The sequence below is a fragment of the Caulobacter sp. DWR3-1-2 genome, from assembly GCF_049896225.1.
Classification (GTDB): domain Bacteria; phylum Pseudomonadota; class Alphaproteobacteria; order Caulobacterales; family Caulobacteraceae; genus Caulobacter.
This window is the reverse complement of sequence record NZ_JAFCTW010000003.1, coordinates 283,921-307,542: the sequence shown is the minus strand read 5'-3', so window position 1 is coordinate 307,542 and position 23,622 is coordinate 283,921. Positions and strand designations below refer to the sequence as shown.

The following is a 23,622-nucleotide window of genomic DNA, read 5'->3' as shown; positions in this document are numbered from 1 at the left end:
AGACCGACTTGGGTCGTCAGACCGAGGGGATTTCGTCATCCCAGTGGACGAAGACCTTGCCGAAATTGACGGCCTGGGCCTCGGGCAGCCGGCCGGTGACGGCGATCCGCGCGCCCTCGATGGCCTCGGCGGCGTCGGTGCGGTGATCGGCGACTTGGGTCCTGGCGTCGCGCAGAAGATAGGCGCCCAGGCCGATCAGGACGACCACTCCGACGACGGCGGCGATCAGGTGCGGTTTTGGGAGGTTGGGCATGCTGGGTCGAGGTTAGCGGTGAAGCGCGACCGCGCAAAGCCGGGTTGCCGAATGGGGACGCACGCATGCGTGCGTCCCCGATCCAATCCGAAACCGTTCGAGCCCTAGTCCCGCAGAAGCGGCAAACTCAGCCCCATGGCCGGCCGGGCCGCCAGGATCTCGCGGCGGAAGCGGAACAGTTCGGCGGGGCGGCCGCCGGTGTCGGCGTCCTGGCGGCCCAGGCCCTCGACCAGGTCCTCGCGTTCGACCACGCGGCGGAAGTTCTGCTTGTGCAGCGGCACCCCGGCAATGGCCTCTACGGTGCGCTGCAGGGCCGACAGGGTGAATTCGGCGGGCATCAGCTCGAACACCACCGGGCGGTACTTGATCTTGCCCCGCAGGCGGGACAGGCCGGTCGCGAGAATGCGGCGGTGGTCGGAGATCATCGGCTCGCCCAGTGCCGCCGACAAGGCGGCCGGCTCGGCCGGATCATGGCCGTCGGCGCGGGCCCGGTCGCGGGCGGCCTCGGGGGCCAGGCCCGCTTCATAGAGCAGCTCATAGCGCTCCAGCACCCGTTCCTCGTTCCAGGTCGCGCCGTCCAGGGCGAAGGCCAGGCGCGCTCTGGACCACTGGCTGGCGTCGTCGGCCGCCCAGCGGCGCAGGGCCGGGGCCAGCACCTGGTCCAGCAGAGCGGGGCGGCCATGGCGCCAGTCCTCCCACGGAAAGAAGGCCGACCAGGGCGCCCAGGCGGTGTCGGGGGCCTGGGTTTCGATGGCGGTGGGGGTCAAGCCCAGATAGCCGACCGAGACGATGCGGGCCGCGCCCGCGCCCATCTCGGCGCGCGGGGCGTCGCGGCCTTCGTCGCCGAAGGTGTAGAGCTGCTCCACATAGCCCAACTGGAACCGCGTCTGCTCGGTGACGAAGGCCCGCAGGCCCAGCTCGAAGGTGCGATGGCCGGCCGGGTCGAACGATCCGAACGGCAGGCCGGGCAGGGGGCTGGCGATATCGGTCACCGCATCGTGCGGCCGGACGGTCAGGACAACGGCCTCGCCCTCACGGATCGCCACGACCACGGCCGACAGGCCGATGACGACGGACGGCGCCGTGAAGGGGGCGGGCTGCGGGGTCATTCGGTCTCGAACGCCTCGCCTGGGGCGGACTCGAAGCCCGCCGCCTTGGACAGCACATGGAAGCGCTGAACATAGCGCGCCTGGGCCTCGAAGGGCGGCAGGGGGTTGATCCTCAGGTCGTAGCCAGTGGGCGGCGCGCCAAAGATCGCCAGGGACTCGTCATGCGCGAATCCGGCCAACTGGGTGGCCTCGAAGAAGGCGCAGGCCCGGTCGGCCGTCTTGATCAGTTTTTTGACCGCCGCCGGGACCTTAACCGGCAGGCCAAAGCGGATGTGGATGGCGTCCTCCAGCCGGGCCTCGAAGTCCTTGTAACTGACGCCGAGGGCCGCCTTGAACGGGCTGATCATGTCGCCGATCACATATTCGCTGGCGTCGTGCAGCAGGGCGGCCAGCCGCCATCTGGGCTCGAGGTCGGGCTTGATGTGGGCGGCGATCTCCTCGACCACCACGCTGTGCTGGGCCACCGAGAAGCCGTGCTCGCCGACCGTCTGGCCGTTCCAGCGGGCGACCCGCGCCAGGCCGTGGGCGATATCCTCGATCTCGATGTCCATGGGCGAGGGGTCCAGCAGGTCCAGCCTGCGTCCCGACAGCATCCGCTGCCATGCCCTCGGCGGGCCCTTGTGCAGCCCTTTGGCCACGAAATCGTTCCTTATGGTGAAGGTGGCTGCGCAGGCGGCCGCCGCCCAGGGTTTGACTGACCCATCGGTTGACAAAGATCAATGCGAGGCAGGTCGTTGCCTGTGGAAATGCTTCCGATGGGAGATCGATCATGAGCTGGGCGAGAATCATGGCGCCGCTTGCCGGCACGGAGGGCGAGCGGGCGTTGCTGGACGCGGCGGCGGTCCTGGCTGCGGGCTTCGACGCCGAGTTGGCGTGCGTCCACGCCCCGGCCGACATGGCCGACCTGATGCCGTGGATGGGCGAGGGCTTCATGGGCGGCGTGCAGGTCACGGCCCTGGAAAGTCTCAAGGAAGCCGCCGTCGAAGGCCATAACGCCGTCGCGCGGATGGTGGGCGAGCTCGGCTACGCCAAGGCCAAGGCGGTCAGCCTACAGTCGCCCATCTGGGCGGGGCTGGCCATGGAAGGCCGGCTCTCCGACGTCATCGTCTTCGACAGCGCCGCGGCGCGGGGCAGGGGACCCCTGGCGGAATGTTTCCAGCAAATGATCGCCGACGAGCAACGGCCTGTCATCGTGGCCCGGCCCGGCTTGAGGGTGGGCGGCGTGGCGCTGGTGGCCTGGGACGGCGGCAAGGAGGCCAGCCGTGCCCTGCGCACCGCCCTGCCGCTGCTTCAGAAGGCTTCGAGCGTGGTGGTGGCCGGCGCGCCGGACGTCTCGTCGCGGGCTTTCGACCTGGAGCGGCTGGTGGCGTTTCTCGGCGCGCGAGGCGTTCAGGCCACGACCAAGCTGCTGCCGGGATCCGGCGACGCCGCCAGCCTGCTGCTGGGTGCGGCGCGCGACGTCGGCGCCGATATCCTGGTGGCAGGGGCCTTTGGCCATCCGCGCCTGCAGGAATTCATTTTCGGAGGCACGACCCGCAGCTTGCTGAACGGCGACGGGCCGTCGCTGTTTTTGTCCCACTAGGGTTAAAAACCAACCCGCTTATCCCGGCATTCGCCGGGATAAGCGGTTTTGATAAGGTGTCATCCCCCGACGTTGTGTCGGACCAGCGTCTTCATGTCCTCGAACACATCGTGGTCGCTGCCGCCGCGGCCCCTGGCCTTGACCACGGCGACGGCCAGCGGGCCGCCCTTGGGGCCCCGGGCCTCGTAGCCGACCACGCGATAGCCGCTGGTCGCCTTGTCGCTGGCCAGGATCAAGGTGGCGCGCACGCCGTCGCCGCGCTTGCGCTGACGGATCTGGGCGCCGTCCTGATTGGCGTGAACATCGACCTCGCCTTCGTCGTCGGTGGTGGTGTTGACGTTGACCGTCGAGCCGCCGTTGCCGACGCGCTCGCTGATCTTCCGGGTGGTGTCGCCGTCGCGGATGGTGACGTTCTTGGCGACCTTGACCTCGGCCGACCCGTCATTGGCGTTGATCGTCAGGCCGCCAATCTTGATGTCCGCGCCCTTATTGTGAGCGTCGATCCGGATGCCGGGCAGGCGGACCTGAGCTGTCTCGCCATCGTGCTTGGCGCCGGGCGGCGGCGGTGGGGTCGGGGATTTCATGGCCGGCATCAAGGTCTTCAGGTCGGCCTCGATCGGCGCCAGCGCGGCCTCTGCGTCTCCGCCGTTGAGGGCAACAAGCTTCAGCGTCACCTCAGCGTTCTGGCCAGCATAGACGCAGCTTTGCCCGTCCGTGGCGACGCTGACCCGCTTGAGTTCACCCTGCTGCTCCGGGCAATCCAGCTTGCTGATCGCCCGCAGCGATTCGTGCTTGCCGGGCCGGCCAGCACGGTCGTCATGGATATCGACCTTGGGCGAGCAAGCCGCCAAGGCCACGAGGCTCGTGGCCGCGGTCAGCAGCATCAGATGTCGCATCAAGGAATCCTCCATTCGGCGGGAACGTGGTCTGGCGACGCCGGAAGGTCCAATGAAATCGCGGTAAGGGGGGGCTCTGCCTACTGTCCCGGCCGCGCCCCAGAGCCCTCGCGGCGGGCGAGGAAGGCCAAGCGCTCGAACAGGTGGACGTCCTGCTCGTTCTTCAGCAGGGCGCCGTGCAAGGGCGGGATCAGCTTGGTCGGGTCCCGCTCGCGCAGGGTGGCCTCGTCGATATCCTCGACCAGCAGCAGCTTTAGCCAGTCCAGCAGCTCCGACGTGGAGGGCTTTTTCTTCAGGCCCGGCACCTTGCGCATGTCGTAGAAGATCCGCAGCGCCTCGGCGACCAGCTTCTGTTTGATACCCGGAAAGTGCACGTCGACAATGGCCTGCATCGTCGCCTCTTCGGGGAAGCGGATATAGTGAAAGAAGCAGCGACGCAGGAAGGCGTCCGGCAACTCCTTCTCGTTGTTCGACGTGATGATGATGATCGGTCGGACCTTGGCGGCGATCGTCTCATTGGTCTCGTAGACATAGAACTCGTTGCGATCGAGTTCTTGCAGCAGATCGTTGGGAAACTCGATGTCGGCCTTGTCGATCTCGTCGATCAACAACACGGGGCGCACCGGGGCCTCGAAGGCTTCCCAAAGCTTGCCCTTCTTGATGTAATTCTTGACGTCCTTGACCCGCTCGTCGCCCAATTGGCTGTCGCGCAGCCGGGTGACGGCGTCATATTCATATAGGCCCTGCTGGGCTTTCGTCGTTGATTTGATGTGCCAGGTCAGCAGCGGCGCGCCCATGGCCTTGGCCACTTCGTAGGCCAGGACCGTCTTGCCTGTGCCTGGCTCGCCCTTGATCAGCAAGGGCCGCTCCAACGCCACGGCGGCGTTTACCGCCACCTTCAGGTCGTCGGTGGCGACATAGTCGGCGGTGCCTTCGAAGCGCGAGCTCATGCAGGATCCCTGACGGCGTCTTGAAAGAGGACGCCTCGAACAGTTGTTCAAATCAGGTCTAACCTACAGACCAACAGTCGCCAGGATCAAGTCGGCTTATTGGCCATCCTCGGCGCCGCCGGGATGCCGCCGATGGCGACGGGCTACGGACGGCGGATCGCTGGCGGGAAAGCTATCTTCGAGGCCTTCCTCAAGTTGCTTCTCAAGGTCTTGCGACGTCTCATCGAGCTCAGGTTCGGGCGTGTCGGGCATCGGCGGTCTCCTGTCGTCGGCGAGCCTAGGTTTCGGGAAACCGCCGTTCAAGGACGTTTGGTGGCGTTCAGCTTTCGTCGGCGTAGCCCAAGGCCTCGATGTCGTCTTCGGCCAATTCGGTCGATTCGAAATCGGCTGCGGTATCGGCGTCGTCGGGGATCGAGTCCTCGATGTTCTCATCGTCGCCGGCGATGGCGGCGAGCGGTTCACGTTCGATATCGAGACCCTCGTCGTCGCGGCCGCCTTCTAGTTCATCATCGATCTCGTCGAGGGCCTCGTCGTCGATATTGCCGATGTCCTCCTCGTCCTCATCGGCGTCACCGTCGGCTTGGGTGAGGTCGATCACATCATCGATCTCGTCGAAATTGGCGATGTCCTGGCCATCGTCGGTGAGGTTGGTCTCGTCAAGCACCTCGGCGGTGTCCTGGGCGTCGTAGTCGGTGTCGGTCGGCATGGCGGCACTCCTGAACTCGCGAAGGACCCCTGCGCCTTCGCCGCCCGGATTCAATCCGCCGCCTGGTTTGATGTTCCGTGACGTTCAGCTGAAAGGTAGCGCGTAGCCCTTGTCAGTCAGGCGCTGGACCATCTGGTCGCGCTTCGCCGGCCAGTCCTCCGCCAAGAGGCCTAGTCCGACGACGTCGGCCGGCGCGCCGTCCTTGATCACGTGATGACGAAACAGCGCCTCACGCTGGAAGCCATAGCGCTCATGCAGCTTCCAGACGCTGTCGTTCGACAGCAGCACCTCGCACCATAGCTTGTCGAAACCCAGAGTCTTGAAGACGTATTCGATGACCCAGAACTCGATATAGGAGCCTACGCCCAGGCCACGAACCGAGGGGCTGGCCAGATAGTAGGCCCAGGCGCAGCGGCGGTTGCGGCGGTCGATGTCGGCGAGATTGGCCAGGCCGACCGGCTGGCCATCGACCTCGATCACCCAGTAACGGCGGCGGCCGTCGCCGACCATGCCGCCGAACCAGCCGTCGTGCTCTGCAGGGCTGATCTGGTGGTCGGAATACATGAAGGCTGCGACTTCTGGGCCGTTGCGCCAGTCCAGCAGCCGCTGACGGTCAGTCTCGACAACGTCGCGGAGCACCACGGTGTGCAAGGCGGTCATGCGCGGCGATCTCCCCCCATTTGGATCAGGTCTGGTCGCCCGGCGACGAACGCGCGCACCTCGTTGGATGTGAAGGCCGGATTGGCGGCGTGGAGGCCATCATACACCGCCCGGACGAAGTCCAGATCGTCGGGGCGATCGACCGTCCAGCGCACGTCGCCGTCGTCGGCCGCCTGTTCCAGGCCCGCGATCTGGAAGCGGCCGGGATGGCGATAGAGGAAGGGGGTGACGTGCTCGCGGTCATACGGATCGACGGTTTGGCCGGCCGCGATCTTCAGGGCCGCCGCCTCGAAGATCTCGACGTCCAGGCCCTTGGGATAGCTGCGGCGAGTGGGGGTGTTGGAGGTGTAATCGGCGCCCGAGCGCAGATGCAGCTTAAGGGTCTCGTCAATCAGTTGGGGATCGGCGAGGGGGCAGTCGGCGGTCAGGCGAACCACCGTGCGCACAGGGCCGAAAGCGTCGATTGCGCCGATGAAACGGCCCAACACGTCATCCAGGGATCCGCGAAACACCGGTACGCCGGCGACTTCAAGGCGGGCGGCCAATGGGTCGTCCGTGGGCTGATCGGAGGTGGCGACCACGATCCGCTGGAGCTGTTCGCATCGCCGCAGCCGCTCGATCTGCCGCAGGATCATCGGCGCGCCCGCGAGATCGGCCAGCACCTTGCCGGGTAGCCGCGTCGACGACATGCGGGCCTGGAGAATGGCGAGCGGCAAGGGCGTTCCCGAACGTGGCCTTGGTCTTGTCGCCAGGGCGCGGTTGTCATCTAGGGGTGAAATACGGTTGGCGTGAGGCAGCTACACCATCGGGAAGCGCGCTTTGAGGGCCACGCCGACCTTCTGCATCGTGGGGTCCCAGTCGTTGTAGTCCGAGGTGATGAAGCAGCGGGTCTGTGGGTACCAAGGATAGGTCTGCGCTCCCAACCGCGTCCAGGACGACGCCCCGGTCAGCATCCAAATCGGCGCGCCGCAGGCTCCGCCCAGATTGGTGGTGGCGTTGGAGAAGCCAACGATCAGGTCCATGGCGCAGCAGAGGGCCGCGACGTCGTCTAGGTCCTGCTTCAGGTCAATGCCCGGCGGCTGCCAGATGTCGACGCCGAACTCTTCCCGGGCCAGGGCGATCTCTTCGGAGCAGTCGCCATATTGCAGGTTGACGAAGGTGACTCCCGGCGTCTCAAACACCGGCCGCCACAGCATGAAGGGCGAAAACTGCCGGGCTCTCTCGCCGTTCAGCTTCAGGCTCTTCCACAGCAGCCCGACCTTTGGACCCTTGGGGGCGTTTGTCAATTCCCGCCGCCAATGCTCGACGCGGGCGGGATCGGCGACCAGGAAGTTGAGACGGTTCGGGAAGGAGGCGACGGTGGGGCGGAAGGTTTCAAGCAGCGTTCCCATGGGCGTCCACAGGTCGATCGCGCTCCAGTCCTCGATTTCTGGCGCACCCCGATAGACCCGGCCTTCGTAGGAGACGGTGCGGTGCGGGGTCACGGTAATCTGCGGGAAGGAACGCTGGAACAGCGGGACCAGACGCCGCTCGACCGCGATCGACAGCTTGCCCTGCGGGCCGAGGGCCTCGATCACGTCGGGCAGCATGTTGGCGAACATCACCTCATCGCCCAGGCCCTGTTCGGCGCAGATCATCAGCGACTTGCTGGCCAAGTCCATGCCGGGTGACCAGCGCTCGCCCTCGATGGTGAAGCGGGGGGCCTCAAGCAGGTCCGCGGAGAAACGTCCCTCATATTCCTTCCAACCTTCCGCCACCCGGCCCAAGGCCAGCAGGATTGTGGCGCGGCCGAACTTCATCGTCGCGAGGTCCTCGGCCGACTCCGCCACGGAGATGGCTAGTTCGCAGTCCGTGAGCGCGCCTTCGACATCGCCGAGGTCGATCTTGGCATAGGCGCGATTGTGGTAAGCCTTGCCAAATTCCGGGGCCAGCCGGAGCGTCTCGTCAAAGAAGGTCACAGCGGTCACGCCGTCGCCCAGGCTGCACATGATCGTGCCCAGGGTGTTCCACAGCAGCGGCTGGGCGGGATGTTCGTTGATCGCCGGACGCAGCACTTCGATGGCGTCTTCGCAGCGATTGAGGTCGCGCAGGGCGCAGGCCAGGTTGTTGACGCCCTCCAAATCACCGGGGCGAGCCTGCAGGTAGTGCATGAAGAACTTGGCGGCGATCTCCGGCATGTCCATCCGGAAGGCCAGGCGCCCTAGGTCGCCAGCCACGGCCCCGTGATTGGGCAGCAATTTGAGCGCCGCTTCATAGCAGCGCATCGAGCCCGCGAAATCGCCGGTCTTCTCGCGGGCGATGCCCAGAACATGCCAGGCCACGCCCAGCTTGTCGTCGCGTTCCAGGGCCTGAAGCGCCAACTTCTCGCCCTTGGCGAAGTCTCGGTTCTGCATGGCATGGATCGACTCGGCCAGCAGGGCGGCGACCTCGCCGTTGCGGACGTCGCTGGTCTGGCGATCGAGACGCGCCAGGGCCTCGGCGGACGCCGAGTCGCCGATCGTCGAGATCCGAAAGCCGAGATTGACGGCCTGGGCCACGGCTTCCTGGGCCATCGCCAGGGCGCTGGCCGAGATCTGCGTGTCGCGACTGAGAGACATGATTGAGGCCTTGGCGATTGGAGAGAGTCATCCTCTGGGTCAGTATGCTTAATTGAGTCCTAAGCTGCGTCGCACGGTCGCAGGCTTGGCAATGAGACGTTAACCGCCTCCGCCTAGCTTCTGGCCTGAAACCGTCATCGCGACGGATAGAGGCGACATGGCAATGCAAGAGGGAGCGGCCCTGTGCCATTGAAGCTGTCGCTGAAACCCGGCGAAAAGTTCGTGCTGAATGGCGCGGTGGTCCAGAATGGCGACCGTCGCGGCGTTCTGGTGCTGCAGAACAAGGCGTCGGTGCTGCGTGAAAAAGACATCATGCAGCTCGACGAAGTCGTTACGCCGGCGCGCCACATCTATTTCCCGGTCATGATGATGTATCTGGACGAGGCCAACGCCGAGCGTCAGTACGAAGAATTCGCGACCCGCCTGAACGAGTTCATGGGGGTCGTGCGCAATCCGGTCGTGTTGAGCGACTGCATCGCTATTTCCAAGCACGTCATGGCGCGCGAGCACTACAAGGCGCTCATGCTGAGCCGCAAATTAATCGAATACGAAGATGAGAGGTTGGGGCATGTCTCTTCGGGCGTACCAGCAGACGGCGACGCGGACTGAAAACCCGCGTGAGATGGAGTACCGTCTGTTCGGCCAAGTGACGCGCGCCCTGATGGCCGCGTCGGAGGCGCCGGTGGACGATCTTGCAACGCGCATCGACGCGCTCGACTGGAACAGGCGCGTCTGGTCGGCGCTGGCGACCGACTGCTCGCTGCCGGAAAACACCCTGCCGATGCAGCTGCGGGCCAGCATCATTTCGCTCAGCCTCTGGGTCGGGCGCCACTCCAGCGCGATCATGCGCAAGGAGGAGGATTTCGAACCGCTGATCGAGATCAACCGCATGATCATGCAAGGCCTGGCCGGTCGCGCCGACGCGGCCTGAGGCCGGAAGGAGGGTGGTTTGCGCCCCCTCGAAAAAAACGTTCCGGTAAAACCTGCCGCCCGGTGAATTCTGCATTCGCCGGGCGGTTTCGTGTCCAAAGCTTGGCTAGAAAATAACGCTTAAAATCAGCGACTTATGATTTTATCGAGGCTGGCGCCAAGTGGCCCACTGCTTGCGATGAGTTCCGTGGGCAAACGCCCGACCGGCAAAACGCCGGGGCACTCCTCCCAAAATGGCGAGCAACCACCATGATGAACTCGATCAACACCAATGCCGGCGCCATGATCGCGCTGCAAAACCTGAACTCAACCAACTCGGAGCTCCAAACCACTCAGCAACGCATCAACACCGGCAAGAAGGTTGGAAACGCCAAGGACAACGGCGCGATCTGGTCGATGGCCAAGATGCAAAGCACGACGTCGCAATCGCTGAATGCCGTGAAGGATTCCCTCCAGCGCGGCCAGTCGACGATCGACGTGGGCCTTGCCGCTGGCGACACCATCACCGATCTGCTCGGCAAGATGAAGGAAAAGGCCCTGGCCGCTTCCGACACCTCGCTGAACACCTCGTCGTTCAACGCCCTGGTTTCCGATTTCACCTCGCTGCGTGACCAGATCACCAAGGCTGCCACCAACGCCAAGTTCAACGGCGTCAGCCTCGTGGACGGCACCACCACCAAGTTGCAGTTCCTCAGCAACTCGGACGGCGTCGCCTACACGGTGAACGCGAAGACCCTGTCGCTCGTCGGCCTGGGCCTCACCGCGACTTCGTCCTTCACGACCGCCGCCGCCGCCAAGACCATGATCGCCACCATGACCACGGCCATGACGACCGCGACGAACAAGTTGGCGAACCTGGGCACCAGCTCTGTCGGCCTGGACATGCACTTGACCTTCGTGGGCAAGCTGCAAGACAGCCTGGACGCCGGCGTGGGCAACCTGGTTGATGCCGATCTGGCCAAGGAAAGCGCCAAGCTGCAGTCGCTGCAGACGAAGCAACAACTGGGCGTGCAAGCTCTGTCGATCGCGAACCAAACGCCCCAGTCGATCCTGTCGCTCTTCAAGTGATCGGCGACTAGGCTCAAGGAAGCGATCAAAGCCGGGCGGCCTTCGGGCCGCCCGGCATTTCTTTTTGAGGGATCAACGGTCGTCTAGTTTCTCCGGCCCAGGCCTCATTTGCCCGGCAAGATTTACCCACTCGGACTTCTTGTAGGCAGATGTTGCCCAGGCAAGACCATGGTAAATAGACTTATAACGCAGGGATTTCATGAGCTTGCGTGGATCTGCCTACCCGGCAGGTTTGGCCCGGCAATTGCTTTCTGTTCCCATGAGCAAAACGCTCCCGGCAGTCAAAATGACGTCGGATGCCTTGAATAGGACGACGACCATGGGCCTCAATAGCATCAACACGAACTCGGGCGCGATGATCGCCCTGCAAAACCTGAACACCACGAACTCGGAACTGCAGGTTACGCAACAACGCATCAATACCGGCAAGAAGGTCGGTAGCGCCAAGGACAACGGCGCGATCTGGGCGACCGCCAAGGTCCAATCCTCGTCCGCCTCCTCATTGAACGCCGTCAAGGACTCGCTGCAACGCGGTCAATCGACGATCGACGTGGCCCTGGCCGCCGGCGACACCGTCACCGACCTGTTGGGTAAGATGAAGGAAAAGGCCCTCGCCGCGTCCGACACCTCGCTGAACACCGCCTCATTCAACGCCCTGGCCGCCGACTTCACCTCGCTGCGCGACCAGATCACCAAGGCCGTCACCAACGCCAAGTTCAACGGCGTGAGCATCGCCGATGGTTCGACCACCAAGCTGACCTTCCTGGCCAACTCGGACGGTTCGGGCTTCACCGTCAGCGCCAAGACCATTTCGCTGGCCGGTCTGGGCATGAGCGCGACGTCGACCTTCACCACCGCCGCGGCCGCCAAGACCATGATCGCTACGGTCACCAATGCCCTGGGCACCGCGGCCAACAAGCTGGCCTCCTTGGGCACCAGCTCCACCGGTCTCGACACTCACCTGACCTTTGTCGGCAAGCTGCAAGACAGCCTGGACGCCGGCGTCGGCAACCTGGTGGACGCCGACCTGGCCAAGGAAAGCGCCAAGCTGCAGTCGCTGCAAACCAAGCAGCAACTGGGCGTGCAGGCGCTGTCGATCGCCAACCAGTCGTCCTCGTCGATCCTGAGCCTGTTCCGATAGGAACGAAGATGGAGGCGGGTCTTCGGGCTCGCCTCCGCCTTTCTCTCGCGCTTCCGCGCTAGGGGAGGGATCACCAGAGGAGCCGCCCTAACCCGGCCGCGATAGGAGTCATGGAAAACAAAGTCGCGTTGACGCCCATTCTATCGGAGTCGTCCACGCCCCCCTCGACTATCGTTCCGACCGTCCCGGGTTTGCCCGCGAGCGGCGTTCTCAAGTCCGCGCCAAAGGAAGCTGCGGCCGTGGAAAAGCTGGCCGTGGCCGATGGTCCCCGACCGGGAGATCTTCGCCTGGTGATCGAGCAGGACGCCAAGACCGGCACCTACATCTACAAGACAGTGGATCGGCGGACTGGCGACATCCTGCAGCAGTTCCCGCGCGAAGACGTCCTGCGCTTCAAGCAGGCCGAGCACTACGGCCCGGGCGAGGTTTTCGACGGCCTGACCTGAAGGGTCACGCCGCCCTCTGTCATGATCGCCGCGGCCTGGCGTCGCAGGCGAAACATGGTTTACGCGCGTTAACCATATTCTTACTCCCTGAGCTTCAATCTGACGGCCGACCTGCTCGGCCGCCGAATCGCGTTCCGAGCCCCATTGGCAAGAACCGCCGTTCGGAGACCGTGATGACGCTTAGCGTGAACACCAATCAGCCCGCGCTGATCGCTCTGCAAAACCTCAACAAGACCAATGACGAGATGTCGGGCGTCCAGAGCCGGATCAACACCGGGCTCGCGATTTCCAGCGCCAAGGACAACGCCGCCGTCTGGTCGATCGCTCAGGACCAGCGGGCCGACCGTTCGGCGCTGTCGGCTGTGAAGATGAGCCTGGACCGCGCCACGTCGATCACCGACGTGGCCCTGGCCGCCGGCGAATCGGTCTCCGACTTGCTGACGCAAATGCGTGAAAAGGTGGTCGCGGCCAAGGACACCTCGCTGTCGACCTCGTCGCGCAAGGCCCTGAACGCCGACTTCCAGGGGCTACTGAAGAACCTGACCCAGGTGGTCAACAGCGCCGCTTTCGACGGCGCCAACATCCTCAACGGCAGCGAACCGGCCAATATCACTTTCCTGGCCGACGCCGACGCTGTGGCATCGATCACGCTGAACCTGCAGAACCTGTCGCTGGGTGGGACGATCAATACACTGGCGGCGACCGACAACATCACCACCACGACCTTGGCCGCCTCGGTGCTGACCAAGCTGGACGCCTCGCTGAGCGCTGTGAACCAGGCCGTCGGCTCGATTGGCTCGCAAGCCAAGCAGATCGACGCCCACAATACTTTCATCTCCAAGCTGAACGACGTGCTGGAAAGCGGCGTGGGCAACCTCGTCGATGCCGACATGGCCAAGGAAAGCGCGCGATTGCAGGCGCTTCAGGTCAAGCAACAGCTTGGCGCGCAGGCGCTTTCGATCGCCAACCAGGCTCCGCAGATTATCCTGTCGCTGTTCAAGTAACGGCGGCTAGGCCGACGCTCCGGACAAAGGTAGAGTTGCCGACGGCTCAGTAGGGGGAATCGGCAGGGCATGATCGAGCTTCGCGATCTGACGGACGGCGATGAGGCCGTCCTGTTCCAGTGGCGGGGCGAGCCCGAGGTCGACCGCTGGATGTCCGACGCGGCCTTTCCCAGCCGCGAGGCGCACGCCGCATGGTTCCAGGATCTCCGCACCGATCCCGACATGCGGGGCTGGATGATCGAACGGGCCGGCGCGCCCTCTGGCCTCCTCACCCTGACGGGCCTGCTGAGCCATCATCGCCGGGCCGGCTGGAACTGGTTTCTCGGTTCGGCCGAGGCTCGGGGCAGGGGCGTGGGCCGCGCCGCCCAGGTGTTGGGCCTGGACCGCGCCTTCGGCGAGCTGGGTCTGCACAAGGTGTTTGCCGAGGTCATGGCCGACAACGACGCGGCCCTGAAGGCGCAGGCCGCTTCCGGCTTTCGCCGCGAAGGCTACCTGCGCGGCCACGTGCTGAAGAACGGCGAGCCGCGCGACGTGGTGCTGCTGGGCATACTGGCTGAGGAATGGCGCGAACTGGGCGGCGCTGTGCGTCGCTCACTCGCCGACGCCCACCTGATCGCGGCCTGAATTCATACCTCTTAACGAAACGTAAGTCCTGATCCCCCACAATGGAACCAAGGGGCGTATTGCGCCCGTTGGAACCCGCTGTGATCAGTTTCGATTCCAGTCTGCTGCTCGGATATTACCAGGCGAAGTCCGCTGGTCAGGCCTCGGGGACGTCCGCGACCGGCGTCTCCACGTCTTCCGCCTCCAATACCTCTGGCAAGAAGCCGGTGCCCAGCGCGCCCTGGACCGGGAAGGCGGGCGAGCCCAGCGGATTGGTCAAGGCCGCGCTGAACGGCCGTAAGTTCGTCGACGAAGGCGCGGCCCTGGCCGCCGCCCCGACGATCACCGGCGACTACAAGAAACTCTTCGCCACCTACCAGGCGCTCAACACCCTGTCGGCGATCGCCAACCGGTCGGGCGAGAAGAATGTCACCGACAGCGAGATCAAGCGGCTGCAGACGGTGTTCGCCAAGGGCTTGAGCGACGTCAACAGCTACATCCAGAACCTCAGCACCGACGCCATGCGCCTGACGACAGGCGCGGTGATGACCAGTGACAAGTCCAGCGTCGGCGTTCCGAAGAACAATTACGCCTACGTCACCAACACCCTCTACAGCGGCCAGGTCGATGACGAGGTGCCCACTTTCAAGGGCAATGTCAGCTTCACGATGGACGTCAAGAAGTTCGGCGTCACCACGAGCCTGACCATGGATTTGTCGGAGATGGGCGCGACGCCCCGCACGATGTCCAACGTGGTGACCTTTTTCAACAGCAAGCTCGACGCCGCTGGATTTGAAACCACCTTCGCGGTCGAGCGGACGGTGGGGGCCGAGCGGACGACAACCGTCAACGGCCAGAGCGTCAAGTTGCCGCCCACCGGCGACGACTTCGCCCTGCGCATCCGCGGCGATTCGACCGAGGCCCTGACCTTCGCCGCGCCCGCGCCAAAGCCTGCCGTCTACATCACCACGGCGGCTGGCAATCCGGATCCGGACAAGGACACCAAGACCGACGACGCGGTCATCGAAAATACCCTGACCAAGTACGGCCCCGGCACGGCCGGCCAAGTGGGGACCAAGATCTTCTCCGACACGCTGGAAGGCACCGTCTCCACCGTCCACAAGACCATGACTGGGCCCGACGGCTCGCTCTATGTGCTGGCCGATGTCGATGGCGCGACCAGCAGCCAGACGATCAAGGGCGATCAGGACGTCGCGCTGCTGAAATACGATTCCGTCGGCAAGTTGCTCTATGCGCGCACCCTGGGCGCCACCAGCACCGCCACCGGCTACAACATGGCGATCTCCGACACCGGCCAGGTGGCGATCGCCGGCTCGGTCACCGGCAAGCTGTCGGGCGCCGCCGATGGCCCGATCAATTCCGACAGCGCCGGTACGCTGACCGACAGCTTCGTCACGCTCTATAACGCCAAGGGCGATGAGACATGGACGGTCCGTCGTGGCGGCATGCTGGAGGACGAGGCCACCGCCGTGGCCTTCGGCCAGGACGGCGTGGTCTATGTCGGCGGCCGAGCCAAGTCCGACCTGCCGGGTTCGGCCAATGGCGCCACGCAAGGCGGCTATGACAGCTATCTGACCGGATTCGCCGCCGACATCACCGGCGCGCCCAAGGCTCTGTTCACCACCCATTTTGGCGGTGAAAACAACGACACGGTCTCGGGTATCGTCGTCAACGGCACGCAGGTGATTGTCGCCAGCAACGAAGGCAGCGAGGCCATGCTTCGCAGCTTCGACGTCTCCACCAGCATCGTCACGGAAGACCGCACGGCGCTGAATGACAAGGAAGTCTGGGTCACCGCGCCGGTCACCTACACCAAGGCCGCCACTTTCACCGCCGGCGCGACCCGCGACCTGGGCACGCTGCAGGGCGGCAATATCGCCGGCTTGGCGATCGACAACGGCCAGCTCTATATCGGCGGCTCGACCACCAACGCCGCCCTGACGATCAACAACAAGACCGCTGCCGCGTCCGGCGGCTCGGACGGCTTCGCCGCGCGCGTTTCGCTGGACCTGACCAGCACCGCCCAGGACGCCCTGGCCTACTATGGCGGCACGGGCGACGACACCGTCACCGGCATGGCCGTGTCGAACGGCCAGGTCTGGCTGGTCGGCGCGGCCGGCAAGGACCTCGGCGGCCAGGCGACGGTCGGCGACAAGGACGGCTATGTCGCCCAGTTGGACGTGGCGGCGGGAACGGTCTCCTGGCAGCAGCGCCTGACCGGCAAGGACGGCTACGCCACCCCCACCTCGATCGCGGTCGACGCGTCCGGCGCCAGCAGCCTGGACGCCTTCGGCCTGCCGCGCGGCGTGATGGACTTCACCCAGTCGGACAAGATCGTCTCATCGACCTCGGCGCGGGCAGGCGACACCTTCCAGATTCGCACCCGGGCGCGCGGCGCGCTGACGACGATCAAGATCGACGCCAACGACACCCTCGACACCCTGGCCGACAAGATCCGCAAGGCCTCGGGCTTCGCCGCCAAGGTCGAGTCCGTCAGTTCCGGCAACAGCCGTAGCCTGCGGATCAGCCCGTCTCAGACCACTTCGACGGTCGAAGTCCTGCCCGGCAAGGGCGGCACGGACGTGCTGGAGGCGCTGGGCCTTAAGCCGGGCATCGTGCGCAACACCAAGTCCGACCACGGCCAAACCATCTCGGCCGACGGCAAGGGCCCGATCTACGGCCTGTCGCTGGACACCACCCTGGACCTCAGCGACGACAACGGTCGCAAAGCCGCGTCCGCGGCTATGACCAAGGCCCTGTCGGCCGTGCGCACCGCCTATCGCGAAATGGCTGACACCGCCAACGGGGTGAAGCGCGCCGACGCGACCGCCTCATCGGGCGCGACGACCGGTAAGGTCCCGGCCTATCTGACCGCCCAGGTCGCCAACTATCAGGCCGCCTTGAACCGCCTGACCGGCGGCGGCTAGCGCGAATTCACCGGATCCGAACTGGCTCTTGACCGGTTCCGGGCCGCTTCCATTCGCCTTGGTGCCCCGCCGGACTTGAAAGCGTCATCCTCGCGTCGTAGCCAGGGATCATGGAAGTTCTCAAAGACCGACGCGTGTTGTTCGGCGGCGCCGCCGTGGCTCTGGTGCTGGGCCTCGCCATCGCCTTTGGCGTGATGCATGGCAGCAAGTCCTCGACCGACGATCCCCCCGCCGCCCGCAGTGGCCTGGTCGTCGAGACCGGTCGCGCCGATGAGACCAGACTGGACGCGACCCGCCCGCTGCGTTGCTTTGTCGGCGGTCAGTTCGTCGGCGAGACCACCCTGGCCGAATGCGCCAAGAAGAACGGCGTGGCCACCGGCGCTCTCGACGTCGGCGTCGACGAGACCGGCGCCCTGGCGGCCGCCGACCAGGCCGGCATGGTCCTGACCCCACTGCCGCCGCCCGCCGAGGCCCCGACCCTACCGGCTCCGTCGGCGACCCCCGTCATCCCGATCCCCGCCGCCGCGTCCGGCGCGCCGCTGGCGGTCTGCTGGCGCTATCAAGGCAGCGAATGGCGCAAGCAGCCGGGCGAGATCACGCTCAACGCCTGCGCCCAGCAGCTCTACAGCGGCAAGTGCGAAAGGCCCGGCGGCGCCACCTATGGCCGTTGGGGCGACGAGACACTTCGCCTGGTGCCGGGCCACGTAGAGTCGTCGTCCGACAACCGCAGCTTCCATCCGATCATCGAACAGGGGCCAGGCTGCTCCATCCCGTCCGCGTAGAGAGATTTAAAGACCATGCGCTTGCTTCCCGTCGCCGCTGTCTCCCTGCTCGCCGCCGCCACGCTGCTGTCCGGTTGCGACAAGCGCACCTCCGCGCCGTTCGAGGCCGGGGTCTGTTTCCACGTCGCCGAGCAGAAGGACGGCACGCTGAAGTACAATCCGGTGGCCAGCAACGTTCCCAGCATGGAGCAGTGCGCCGCCGACCTCGAGGGCATGCGCCTGCGCTTCCTGCGCCTGGGCAGCCAGAACCGCGAGCTGACGGGCGCCTATCAGGGCAAGTTCATCTTCGTCCAGAAGGAAGGCATCTATCTGGGCGACACCTATGAGGGCTCGCGGTTCATGTCGCTGGTCCGCACGGGCGATGGCCGTTTGGCCGTGCCGGGCGCCATTCGCGAAGTCCAATAATGCGGGCTGACGCGGCGAGGCGGTGGATAACCCGCCTCGCTCCACAGGAACGTTTGCAGAACAAAGCTTGATTTTGCTTTCAGGAACTCGTTAACGTTCTCCCCAGATTTCGGCGCATAGGGTCGCCGGGCGAAAAACGGGAACTGCGTCCATGGCAGGCAGCGTCAACAAGGTCATCCTGGTGGGAAATCTCGGGGCCGACCCCGAAATCCGCACGCTCAGTTCAGGCGACCGCGTCGCTAACCTGCGTTTGGCCACCTCGGAAAGCTGGCGCGACCGCACCTCGGGCGAGCGCAAGGAGAAGACCGAATGGCACCGCGTGGTGATCTTCAACGATAATCTCGTGAAGGTCGCCGAGAGCTATCTGCGCAAGGGCTCGACGATCTATATCGAGGGCGCGATCCAGACGCGTAAGTGGGCCGACGCTTCGGGCGTCGAGAAATATTCCACCGAGATCGTGTTGCAGAAGTTCCGCGGCGAACTGACCATGCTCGGTGGCAAGGCCGACGGCGCCGGCGCCTCGGGTGGCGGTGACCCGGGCTATGACAGCGGCTACGGCGGCGGCGGCGGCGGTGGTTCGAGCGGCGGCGCGCCGCGCAGCCAGCCCAGCGGCCAGCGCGAGAGCTTCTCGGCCGACTTGGACGACGAAATTCCCTTCTAATTTTCCTCTAGAGTCACGTTGTAATAAGTGGCCGCTTCCCATTGGAATCGGCCACTTTTTTATTGCATCTGCCCACTTGTAATCAGTCGACTTGGCGTGGGTAAAACCCACCACGGTCGAGTGTAAATGAAAGGGCTCAACGACCATTTGCGTGTTCGTGCCACAAAGGGGGTGCGAGCGACTCCGGTCGTTCTCGGCCCCGGGCCTAGGCGAGCTTGCGCTGGCTCGGCCGGCGATGAACGTCGCTAGCCGAGACCAGGTGTGGCAGCTGTCGTCGCCCGCCGGGCGACGCGAGAGGATGTCCGGCTCTGTCCTGGGTGACCATCGGTCAAAACCCCGATCTCGCGGCTGGAGGCTTCAAGGCGCCCGCGTCATCCGGCGGGGTTCACGGGCCTTCGCCGGATCACCAGATTGCGGATTTCAGTCATGTCCTCCATGGCGAACTTGACTCCTTCGCGGCCCAGCCCCGAGTCCTTCACCCCGCCGTACGGCATGTTGTCGACCCGGTAGCTGGGTACGTCGCCGACCAGGATCCCGCCGACTTCCAGCACGTCCCAGGCGCGCATCACCTTGTGGATGTCTCGGCTGAACACGCCTGCCTGGAGGCCATAACGGCTGTCATTGACCTCGCGCAGCGCGTCTTCGAAATCGCTGAAGCGGGACAGCACCGCGACAGGGCCGAACGCCTCCTCGTCCCGGACCTTCAAGCCGGGCCGGACTCCCTCCAGCAGGGTCGCCTGCAGCATCGCGCCTTCACGACCGCCGCCGCAGAGAAGAGTGGCCCCCGCGTCGCGGGCTTCATTGATCCAGCCTTCGAGGCGGCGCGCTTCCTTCTCGTCGATCATCGGGCCGATGAAGACCTTCGGGTCCTGCGGATCGCCAGCGACGAGCACGCGGGTCTTCTCGACGAGGAGGTCGCGCAGGGCGTCGTAGATGTCGTCGTGGATCAGGATGCGCTGCACGCCGATGCAGGACTGGCCTGACTGGTAGAAGGCGCCGAAGATGATCCGGTCGGCGGCGTCCCGCAGGTCGGTGTCGCGGTCGACGATCACCGCCGCGTTGCCGCCCAGTTCCAGCACCACCTTCTTCTTGCCGGCCTTGGCCTTGAGCGCCCAGCCCACCTCGGGCGAGCCGGTGAAGGACAGCAACTTCAGGCGCTCGTCGGTGGTGAACAGGTCGGCCCCGTCGCGGGTGGCGGGCAGGATCGAGAACGCGCCCTTGGGCAGGTCGGTCTCGGCCAGCACCTCGCCAATGATCAGCGCGCCCAGGGGCGTGCGCGAGGCCGGCTTCATCACGAACGGACATCCCACCGCCAGGGCGGGCGCGATCTTGTGCGCCGCCAGATTGAGCGGAAAATTGAACGGCGAGATGAACGAGCACGGCCCGATCGGCACGCGCTTCCACATGCCCTGATAGCCCTTGGCGCGCGGCGAGATGTCCAGCGGCTGGACCTCGCCGGTCATCCGCACCGACTCTTCGGCGGCGATGCGGAAGGTGTCGATGAGCCGGGTCACCTCGCCCCGGGAATCATTGATCGGCTTGCCCGCTTCGATGCACAGGGCATAGGCCAGTTCGTCGAATCGTTCCTGGAAGCGAGATACGCAATGGGCCAGCACCGCCTGACGTTCATAGGCGGCCATCTCGGCCATGGGCCGGGTCGCCTCGACCGCCGCTGCAATCGCCTTGTCGATGGTCGCCGCGTCGGCCAGCGCGACCCGGGTCGCCACCTGGCCCGAATATTTATCGGTGACCTCCAGATCCTGATTCGGAGTCTTGGCCTCGTTCGCCAGGTACAGGGGATAGGTCGATTTTAGGGATGGCATGGGTCGCTCCGATGGGTTGGTGCTTAGGTCAACGCTGCAGACCGTCGCCGCGACCCGGACGACATCGTACATTCGGCGGATTTTAACCCAACCGCCCCGCCCAGCGTCCAGACTGCATTGTCCTGCTCCGGGTCGCGATCACGGTCAAGATTGTAGGTGCACGGCTTGATGGTCAGGGTGGCGTTGTCGAAGAAGCCGGGCCGCGCCACCGGTCAAGACCCTCGATCCTGTCCTGCTGGTTGGGCTCCTGGTCACCCGGCATCGTTCAGGCCGGCGACCTAGGCGGTCAGCGCGTCGACCACCGTCTCGCACAGCCGGTGGGTCTCCAGCGCGTCCAGCGCCGACAACCGTCGGCCGTCGCGCACCGCGCCGAGGAAGGTGTCGCACAGGTCCTCGAACCCGCGCTGGCGGCCGACCGAGGTCCAGTTTCCGCGTCGATTCAGGGCCTCGGCCGCGCCCAGTTCGACGACCTGGTCAATGTCGATGATCCGGCGCTTCAAACCGCTACCAGAGACTTCGAGCGTCTCCTCGCTGGCCCCGCTGGCCCGGTTCATGATCCCGATCGCGTCGCGGCCGCCGCCTGATAGCGACAACATCACGTGTTTGAGCCGGCCGTCGTTGACCTGGCCGCGCACCGAGGCCTGGTCGGCGCCGGGGGCAAGGAACCGCAGGGTGTCGACGACGTGAATATAGTCGTCGAACACCGCCCGGCGCACTTCGTCCAGTGGGCCGGCGCGGTTCTTCTGCATCACCACCAGCGGCAGGTCGAGAGCGGCGGCGTCGCGATAGGCGGGCGCATGGCGGCGGTTGAAACCGACCATCAGCGACACGCCGCGCGTCTCGGCCAAGTCGACCAGCGCCTCGCTATCGGCCGCATTGTCGGCCAGGGGCTTGTCGATCATCGTGGGCACGCCGACCTCCAGAAGGCGGCGGACGATGCCTGGATGGGCGGCGGTGGCGGCGTGGACGAAGGCCGCGTCCAGGCCGTCGGCAAGGGCAGCGTCGAGGTCTGTATGCAAGCGATCCACGCGCCAGGCCGCACCCAACTCCGCCAGGGTCGCGGCGTCTCGCGTGACAAAGGTCAGGGCGACGTCGGCGCGAGGCCCCAGCACGGGCAGGTAGGCCTTCTTGGCGATGTCGCCCAGGCCGATCATGGCGATGCGCAGGGTCATGGCTGGTAGGCGTCCGTGAGCAGGTGGTCGGCGAGGGCGCCAGCGTCCCAGGATTCCGCGCGCGGCGCGAGGAACAAGGGCGTGGCGCCCAGGAACGGCGTCAGGGCCCGAGCCGTCTGGCTCAGGTCCGGCGCGTCCGGGCTTTCGCTCATCACCACGGCGGCCACGCGCGCTCCGGCGCCGCCCAGGGCGACCAGGGCGGTCAAGACGTGGCTGATCGTGCCAAGATAGGAGCCGGCGACCAGCAGCACCGGCGCGCCGAGCGCGCTGATCATGTCGAGATTGGTCTCGTGGTCGGTCAAGGGCGACATTACCCCTCCGGCGCCTTCCACCAGCAACAGGCCGTCGCGGACCTCGGCGGCGCGGTTCAGCGCGTCGATGACCATGTCGTCCAGGATCAGGGTCTGGCCCTCCAACCGGGCGGCGATGTTGGGCGACAGCGGGGCAAGGTAGCGGCGTGGGGCTATGCGGAACACCTCACCGGGCGCGCCCAACGCCGCCGCCAACCGGGCCGGGTCGCTGCCGGCCGCGTCCCTGGGATCGAAGCCGCTGACCACGGGCTTGAACGCGTCGACGCCCGCGCCTCGGGCCTTCAGGGCGCGGATCAGCGCGCAACTCACATAGGTCTTGCCGATGTCGGTGCCGGTTCCAGTGACGAACAAGGCGGGCATCAGCGCGCCTTCACATAGTGGCGCACCAGGTCGGCCAGGCGCGCGATCTCGGCGTCGGGGTGGTCGGCGCTGAAGGCGATGCGCAGGCGGGCCTGCCCGTCTGGCACGGTGGGCGGGCGAATGGCCACCACCAGGAAACCCTCGGCCTCCAGCGCCTGTGAGGCGTCCAGCGCGGCCTCGGCCTCGCCAAGGATCACCGGCACGATGGGGCTGGCGGCCAGGGGCAGGCCCACGGCGGCGGTGAAGGCGCGGGCCTTGGCTAGGGGCAGGGCGGTCAGGGCCGGCTCGGCCTCGATGATGTCCAGCGCCGCCAGGGCGGCGGCGGCGGCGGCGGGCGGCAGGCCAGTGGTGTAGATCAGGGTGCGAGCGCGAGTCTTGATCAGGTCGACCACGGCCTGGGACCCACAGACATAGCCGCCGTAAGAGCCCAGGGCCTTTGAAAGCGTGCCCATCTGGAACGGGATCTGGGCGTCGGGGAACAGGGCGGCCGAGCCGCGACCCTCGGCCAACACGCCCACGCCATGGGCGTCGTCCGACAGAAGCCAGGCGTCATTGGCCTCGCAAACCGCCGACAGCCAGTCGAGCGGGGCGAGGTCGCCGTCCATCGAGAACACCCCGTCAGTGGCGACGATGGCGTGTCGGGCGCTGGCCCGGTGCTGCGCCAGCAGGGCGGCCAGGTGGTCGGTGTCGTTGTGGGCGAAGGGGATGATCCGCGCGCCCGACAACTGGGCCCCGGCCCAGAGACAGGCGTGGGCCAGTTCGTCGATTAATATGAGGTCGCCCGGGCCGGCGAAGGTGGGGATCAGCCCGGCATTGGCAAGATAGCCGGAGCCGAACACCACGCAGGCCTCGGTTCCCTTGAGTCGGGCCAATCGCGTTTCGAGCTGGGACAGTAGCGGATGGTCGCCGGTCACCAGGCGCGAAGCGCCAGCCCCCGCGCCATGGGTCTCGATCGCGGCTCGAGCGGCGGCCTTGACTTGAGGATGGTGCGCCAAGCCCAGATAATCATTGCAGGAAAACGACAGCAGCCGACGACCGTCGCGTTCTACATAGGCCCCGGTCAGGCGCTGGGTAGGCCTCGGGCGGCGCAGCAGGCTGGCGGCTTCCAAGCGGTCCAGCTTGTCGCCGGCATAGGTGTCGAGGCTGTGCATCAGGGTTCCATTTGCGACGCGACGCCGGACGGCATAGGCAGTGCGCCCCGCCTAAGCAACAGGA

General features: G+C 65.7%; 25 protein-coding genes and 1 pseudogene. 12 read left to right on the top strand and 14 right to left on the bottom strand.

Going from position 1 to position 23,622, the window contains the following annotated elements; translation table 11 throughout:
- Positions 1-16 precede the first annotated feature (16 nt).
- From ACP696_RS06045 to ACP696_RS06035, 3 genes and pseudogenes are all read right to left on the bottom strand, one after another.
- Positions 17-253, bottom strand: a complete 237-nt coding sequence (locus ACP696_RS06045) for a hypothetical protein (RefSeq protein ID WP_426012133.1) — start codon at positions 251-253, stop codon at positions 17-19.
- Between the two features lie 104 nt (positions 254-357).
- Positions 358-1,420, bottom strand: a pseudogene (locus ACP696_RS06040) (NUDIX hydrolase).
- Complete coding sequence (locus ACP696_RS06035; protein ID WP_426012132.1) at positions 1,359-2,000, bottom strand: YfbR-like 5'-deoxynucleotidase; 642 nt, start codon at positions 1,998-2,000, stop codon at positions 1,359-1,361. The pseudogene ACP696_RS06040 and the gene ACP696_RS06035 overlap by 62 nt, the downstream one beginning before the upstream one ends.
- 131 nt (positions 2,001-2,131) lie before the next feature.
- Here ACP696_RS06035 and ACP696_RS06030 point away from each other — a divergent pair, with 131 nt between their 5' ends.
- A complete protein-coding gene (locus ACP696_RS06030; RefSeq protein WP_426012130.1) occupies positions 2,132-2,944 on the top strand; it encodes a universal stress protein in 813 nt (270 codons plus the stop codon).
- Between the two features lie 59 nt (positions 2,945-3,003).
- Here ACP696_RS06030 and ACP696_RS06025 read toward each other — a convergent pair whose 3' ends face one another.
- The 7 genes from ACP696_RS06025 to ACP696_RS05995 form a co-directional block, all read right to left on the bottom strand.
- Positions 3,004-3,840, bottom strand: a complete 837-nt coding sequence (locus tag ACP696_RS06025) for a hypothetical protein (protein ID WP_426012128.1) — start codon at positions 3,838-3,840, stop codon at positions 3,004-3,006.
- A gap of 80 nt (positions 3,841-3,920) precedes the next feature.
- The gene (locus tag ACP696_RS06020; RefSeq protein WP_426012126.1) at positions 3,921-4,790 is read right to left on the bottom strand and encodes an AAA family ATPase; all 870 of its coding nucleotides are present in this window, start codon (positions 4,788-4,790) and stop codon (positions 3,921-3,923) included.
- A gap of 96 nt (positions 4,791-4,886) precedes the next feature.
- Positions 4,887-5,042: a hypothetical protein gene (locus ACP696_RS06015; protein ID WP_426030671.1), complete on the bottom strand. Its 156-nt coding sequence runs from the start codon at positions 5,040-5,042 to the stop codon at positions 4,887-4,889.
- 67 nt (positions 5,043-5,109) lie between these two features.
- Positions 5,110-5,496: a primosomal protein gene (locus ACP696_RS06010; RefSeq protein ID WP_426043549.1), complete on the bottom strand. Its 387-nt coding sequence runs from the start codon at positions 5,494-5,496 to the stop codon at positions 5,110-5,112.
- A gap of 84 nt (positions 5,497-5,580) precedes the next feature.
- Entirely contained in the window at positions 5,581-6,156 is a 576-nt protein-coding gene (gene pseH / locus ACP696_RS06005) for a UDP-4-amino-4,6-dideoxy-N-acetyl-beta-L-altrosamine N-acetyltransferase (RefSeq protein WP_426012120.1), read from the bottom strand.
- A complete protein-coding gene (locus tag ACP696_RS06000) occupies positions 6,153-6,872 on the bottom strand; it encodes a cytidylyltransferase domain-containing protein (RefSeq protein WP_426012118.1) in 720 nt (239 codons plus the stop codon). The genes pseH (ACP696_RS06005) and ACP696_RS06000 overlap by 4 nt, the downstream gene beginning before the upstream one ends.
- An 81-nt stretch (positions 6,873-6,953) precedes the next feature.
- A complete protein-coding gene (locus ACP696_RS05995) occupies positions 6,954-8,753 on the bottom strand; it encodes a tetratricopeptide repeat protein (RefSeq protein WP_426012116.1) in 1,800 nt (599 codons plus the stop codon).
- 183 nt (positions 8,754-8,936) lie between these two features.
- Between ACP696_RS05995 and flbT the strand changes: the two genes are divergently transcribed.
- From flbT to ssb, 11 genes are all read left to right on the top strand, one after another.
- A complete protein-coding gene (flbT, locus tag ACP696_RS05990) occupies positions 8,937-9,362 on the top strand; it encodes a flagellar biosynthesis repressor FlbT (protein ID WP_426012114.1) in 426 nt (141 codons plus the stop codon).
- Positions 9,322-9,684, top strand: coding sequence for a flagellar biosynthesis regulator FlaF (flaF, locus tag ACP696_RS05985; protein WP_426012112.1), 363 nt, complete (start codon positions 9,322-9,324; stop codon positions 9,682-9,684). The genes flbT and flaF overlap by 41 nt, the downstream gene beginning before the upstream one ends.
- Positions 9,685-9,932: 248 nt before the next feature.
- Positions 9,933-10,751, top strand: a complete 819-nt coding sequence (locus ACP696_RS05980; RefSeq protein WP_426043548.1) for a flagellin — start codon at positions 9,933-9,935, stop codon at positions 10,749-10,751.
- A gap of 319 nt (positions 10,752-11,070) precedes the next feature.
- Positions 11,071-11,892, top strand: a complete 822-nt coding sequence (locus tag ACP696_RS05975; RefSeq protein WP_426012109.1) for a flagellin — start codon at positions 11,071-11,073, stop codon at positions 11,890-11,892.
- A 239-nt stretch (positions 11,893-12,131) separates the two neighbouring features.
- Positions 12,132-12,338, top strand: coding sequence for a hypothetical protein (locus tag ACP696_RS05970; RefSeq protein ID WP_426012107.1), 207 nt, complete (start codon positions 12,132-12,134; stop codon positions 12,336-12,338).
- 173 nt (positions 12,339-12,511) lie between these two features.
- Positions 12,512-13,342 (top strand): flagellin, encoded by an 831-nt coding sequence (locus tag ACP696_RS05965; RefSeq protein ID WP_426012105.1) that lies wholly within the window; start codon positions 12,512-12,514, stop codon positions 13,340-13,342.
- Positions 13,343-13,411: 69 nt separating this feature from the next.
- Positions 13,412-13,966 (top strand): UDP-4-amino-4,6-dideoxy-N-acetyl-beta-L-altrosamine N-acetyltransferase, encoded by a 555-nt coding sequence (gene pseH, locus ACP696_RS05960; protein ID WP_426012103.1) that lies wholly within the window; start codon positions 13,412-13,414, stop codon positions 13,964-13,966.
- 80 nt (positions 13,967-14,046) lie between these two features.
- Positions 14,047-16,893 (top strand): hypothetical protein, encoded by a 2,847-nt coding sequence (locus tag ACP696_RS05955; RefSeq protein ID WP_426043547.1) that lies wholly within the window; start codon positions 14,047-14,049, stop codon positions 16,891-16,893.
- A 110-nt stretch (positions 16,894-17,003) separates the two neighbouring features.
- On the top strand, positions 17,004-17,675 hold the full coding sequence (locus ACP696_RS05950) for a hypothetical protein (RefSeq protein ID WP_426030598.1): 672 nt from the start codon (positions 17,004-17,006) through the stop codon (positions 17,673-17,675).
- Positions 17,676-17,690: 15 nt separating this feature from the next.
- Positions 17,691-18,080 carry a hypothetical protein gene (locus ACP696_RS05945; RefSeq protein WP_426012097.1) on the top strand — a complete coding sequence of 130 codons (390 nt, stop codon included), beginning with the start codon at positions 17,691-17,693 and terminating at the stop codon, positions 18,078-18,080.
- 151 nt (positions 18,081-18,231) lie between these two features.
- On the top strand, positions 18,232-18,741 hold the full coding sequence (gene ssb, locus ACP696_RS05940) for a single-stranded DNA-binding protein (protein WP_426043546.1): 510 nt from the start codon (positions 18,232-18,234) through the stop codon (positions 18,739-18,741).
- 371 nt (positions 18,742-19,112) lie between these two features.
- On the opposite strand, the gene ACP696_RS05935 is transcribed toward ssb, so the two are convergent.
- The 4 genes from ACP696_RS05935 to bioF all read right to left on the bottom strand — a co-directional run bounded on the left by ACP696_RS05935 (position 19,113) and on the right by bioF (position 23,558).
- Entirely contained in the window at positions 19,113-20,564 is a 1,452-nt protein-coding gene (locus ACP696_RS05935; protein ID WP_426043545.1) for an aldehyde dehydrogenase family protein, read from the bottom strand.
- 278 nt (positions 20,565-20,842) lie between these two features.
- Entirely contained in the window at positions 20,843-21,736 is an 894-nt protein-coding gene (locus ACP696_RS05930; protein ID WP_426043544.1) for a Gfo/Idh/MocA family protein, read from the bottom strand.
- A complete protein-coding gene (bioD, locus tag ACP696_RS05925; protein ID WP_426012089.1) occupies positions 21,733-22,407 on the bottom strand; it encodes a dethiobiotin synthase in 675 nt (224 codons plus the stop codon). Before bioD ends, ACP696_RS05930 begins: the two co-directional genes overlap by 4 nt.
- Entirely contained in the window at positions 22,407-23,558 is a 1,152-nt protein-coding gene (gene bioF / locus ACP696_RS05920; protein ID WP_426012087.1) for an 8-amino-7-oxononanoate synthase, read from the bottom strand. Before bioF ends, bioD begins: the two co-directional genes overlap by 1 nt.
- Between the last annotated feature and the right edge of the window lie 64 nt (positions 23,559-23,622).

Bases quoted from the DNA above. Each gene is read 5' to 3' on its own strand.
- ACP696_RS06045 (WP_426012133.1), bottom strand. From the start codon at position 253: ATGCCCAACCTCCCAAAACCGCACCTGATCGCCGCCGTCGTCGGAGTG.
- ACP696_RS06030 (WP_426012130.1), top strand. From the start codon at position 2,132: ATGAGCTGGGCGAGAATCATGGCGCCGCTTGCCGGCACGGAGGGCGAG.
- ACP696_RS06025 (WP_426012128.1), bottom strand. From the start codon at position 3,840: ATGCGACATCTGATGCTGCTGACCGCGGCCACGAGCCTCGTGGCCTTG.
- ACP696_RS06020 (WP_426012126.1), bottom strand. From the start codon at position 4,790: ATGAGCTCGCGCTTCGAAGGCACCGCCGACTATGTCGCCACCGACGAC.
- ACP696_RS06015 (WP_426030671.1), bottom strand. From the start codon at position 5,042: ATGCCCGACACGCCCGAACCTGAGCTCGATGAGACGTCGCAAGACCTT.
- ACP696_RS06010 (WP_426043549.1), bottom strand. From the start codon at position 5,496: ATGCCGACCGACACCGACTACGACGCCCAGGACACCGCCGAGGTGCTT.
- pseH (WP_426012120.1), bottom strand. From the start codon at position 6,156: ATGACCGCCTTGCACACCGTGGTGCTCCGCGACGTTGTCGAGACTGAC.
- ACP696_RS05995 (WP_426012116.1), bottom strand. From the start codon at position 8,753: ATGTCTCTCAGTCGCGACACGCAGATCTCGGCCAGCGCCCTGGCGATG.
- flaF (WP_426012112.1), top strand. From the start codon at position 9,322: ATGTCTCTTCGGGCGTACCAGCAGACGGCGACGCGGACTGAAAACCCG.
- ACP696_RS05980 (WP_426043548.1), top strand. From the start codon at position 9,933: ATGATGAACTCGATCAACACCAATGCCGGCGCCATGATCGCGCTGCAA.
- ACP696_RS05975 (WP_426012109.1), top strand. From the start codon at position 11,071: ATGGGCCTCAATAGCATCAACACGAACTCGGGCGCGATGATCGCCCTG.
- ACP696_RS05965 (WP_426012105.1), top strand. From the start codon at position 12,512: ATGACGCTTAGCGTGAACACCAATCAGCCCGCGCTGATCGCTCTGCAA.
- pseH (WP_426012103.1), top strand. From the start codon at position 13,412: ATGATCGAGCTTCGCGATCTGACGGACGGCGATGAGGCCGTCCTGTTC.
- ACP696_RS05950 (WP_426030598.1), top strand. From the start codon at position 17,004: ATGGAAGTTCTCAAAGACCGACGCGTGTTGTTCGGCGGCGCCGCCGTG.
- ACP696_RS05945 (WP_426012097.1), top strand. From the start codon at position 17,691: ATGCGCTTGCTTCCCGTCGCCGCTGTCTCCCTGCTCGCCGCCGCCACG.
- ssb (WP_426043546.1), top strand. From the start codon at position 18,232: ATGGCAGGCAGCGTCAACAAGGTCATCCTGGTGGGAAATCTCGGGGCC.
- ACP696_RS05935 (WP_426043545.1), bottom strand. From the start codon at position 20,564: ATGCCATCCCTAAAATCGACCTATCCCCTGTACCTGGCGAACGAGGCC.
- ACP696_RS05930 (WP_426043544.1), bottom strand. From the start codon at position 21,736: ATGACCCTGCGCATCGCCATGATCGGCCTGGGCGACATCGCCAAGAAG.
- bioD (WP_426012089.1), bottom strand. From the start codon at position 22,407: ATGCCCGCCTTGTTCGTCACTGGAACCGGCACCGACATCGGCAAGACC.
- bioF (WP_426012087.1), bottom strand. From the start codon at position 23,558: ATGCACAGCCTCGACACCTATGCCGGCGACAAGCTGGACCGCTTGGAA.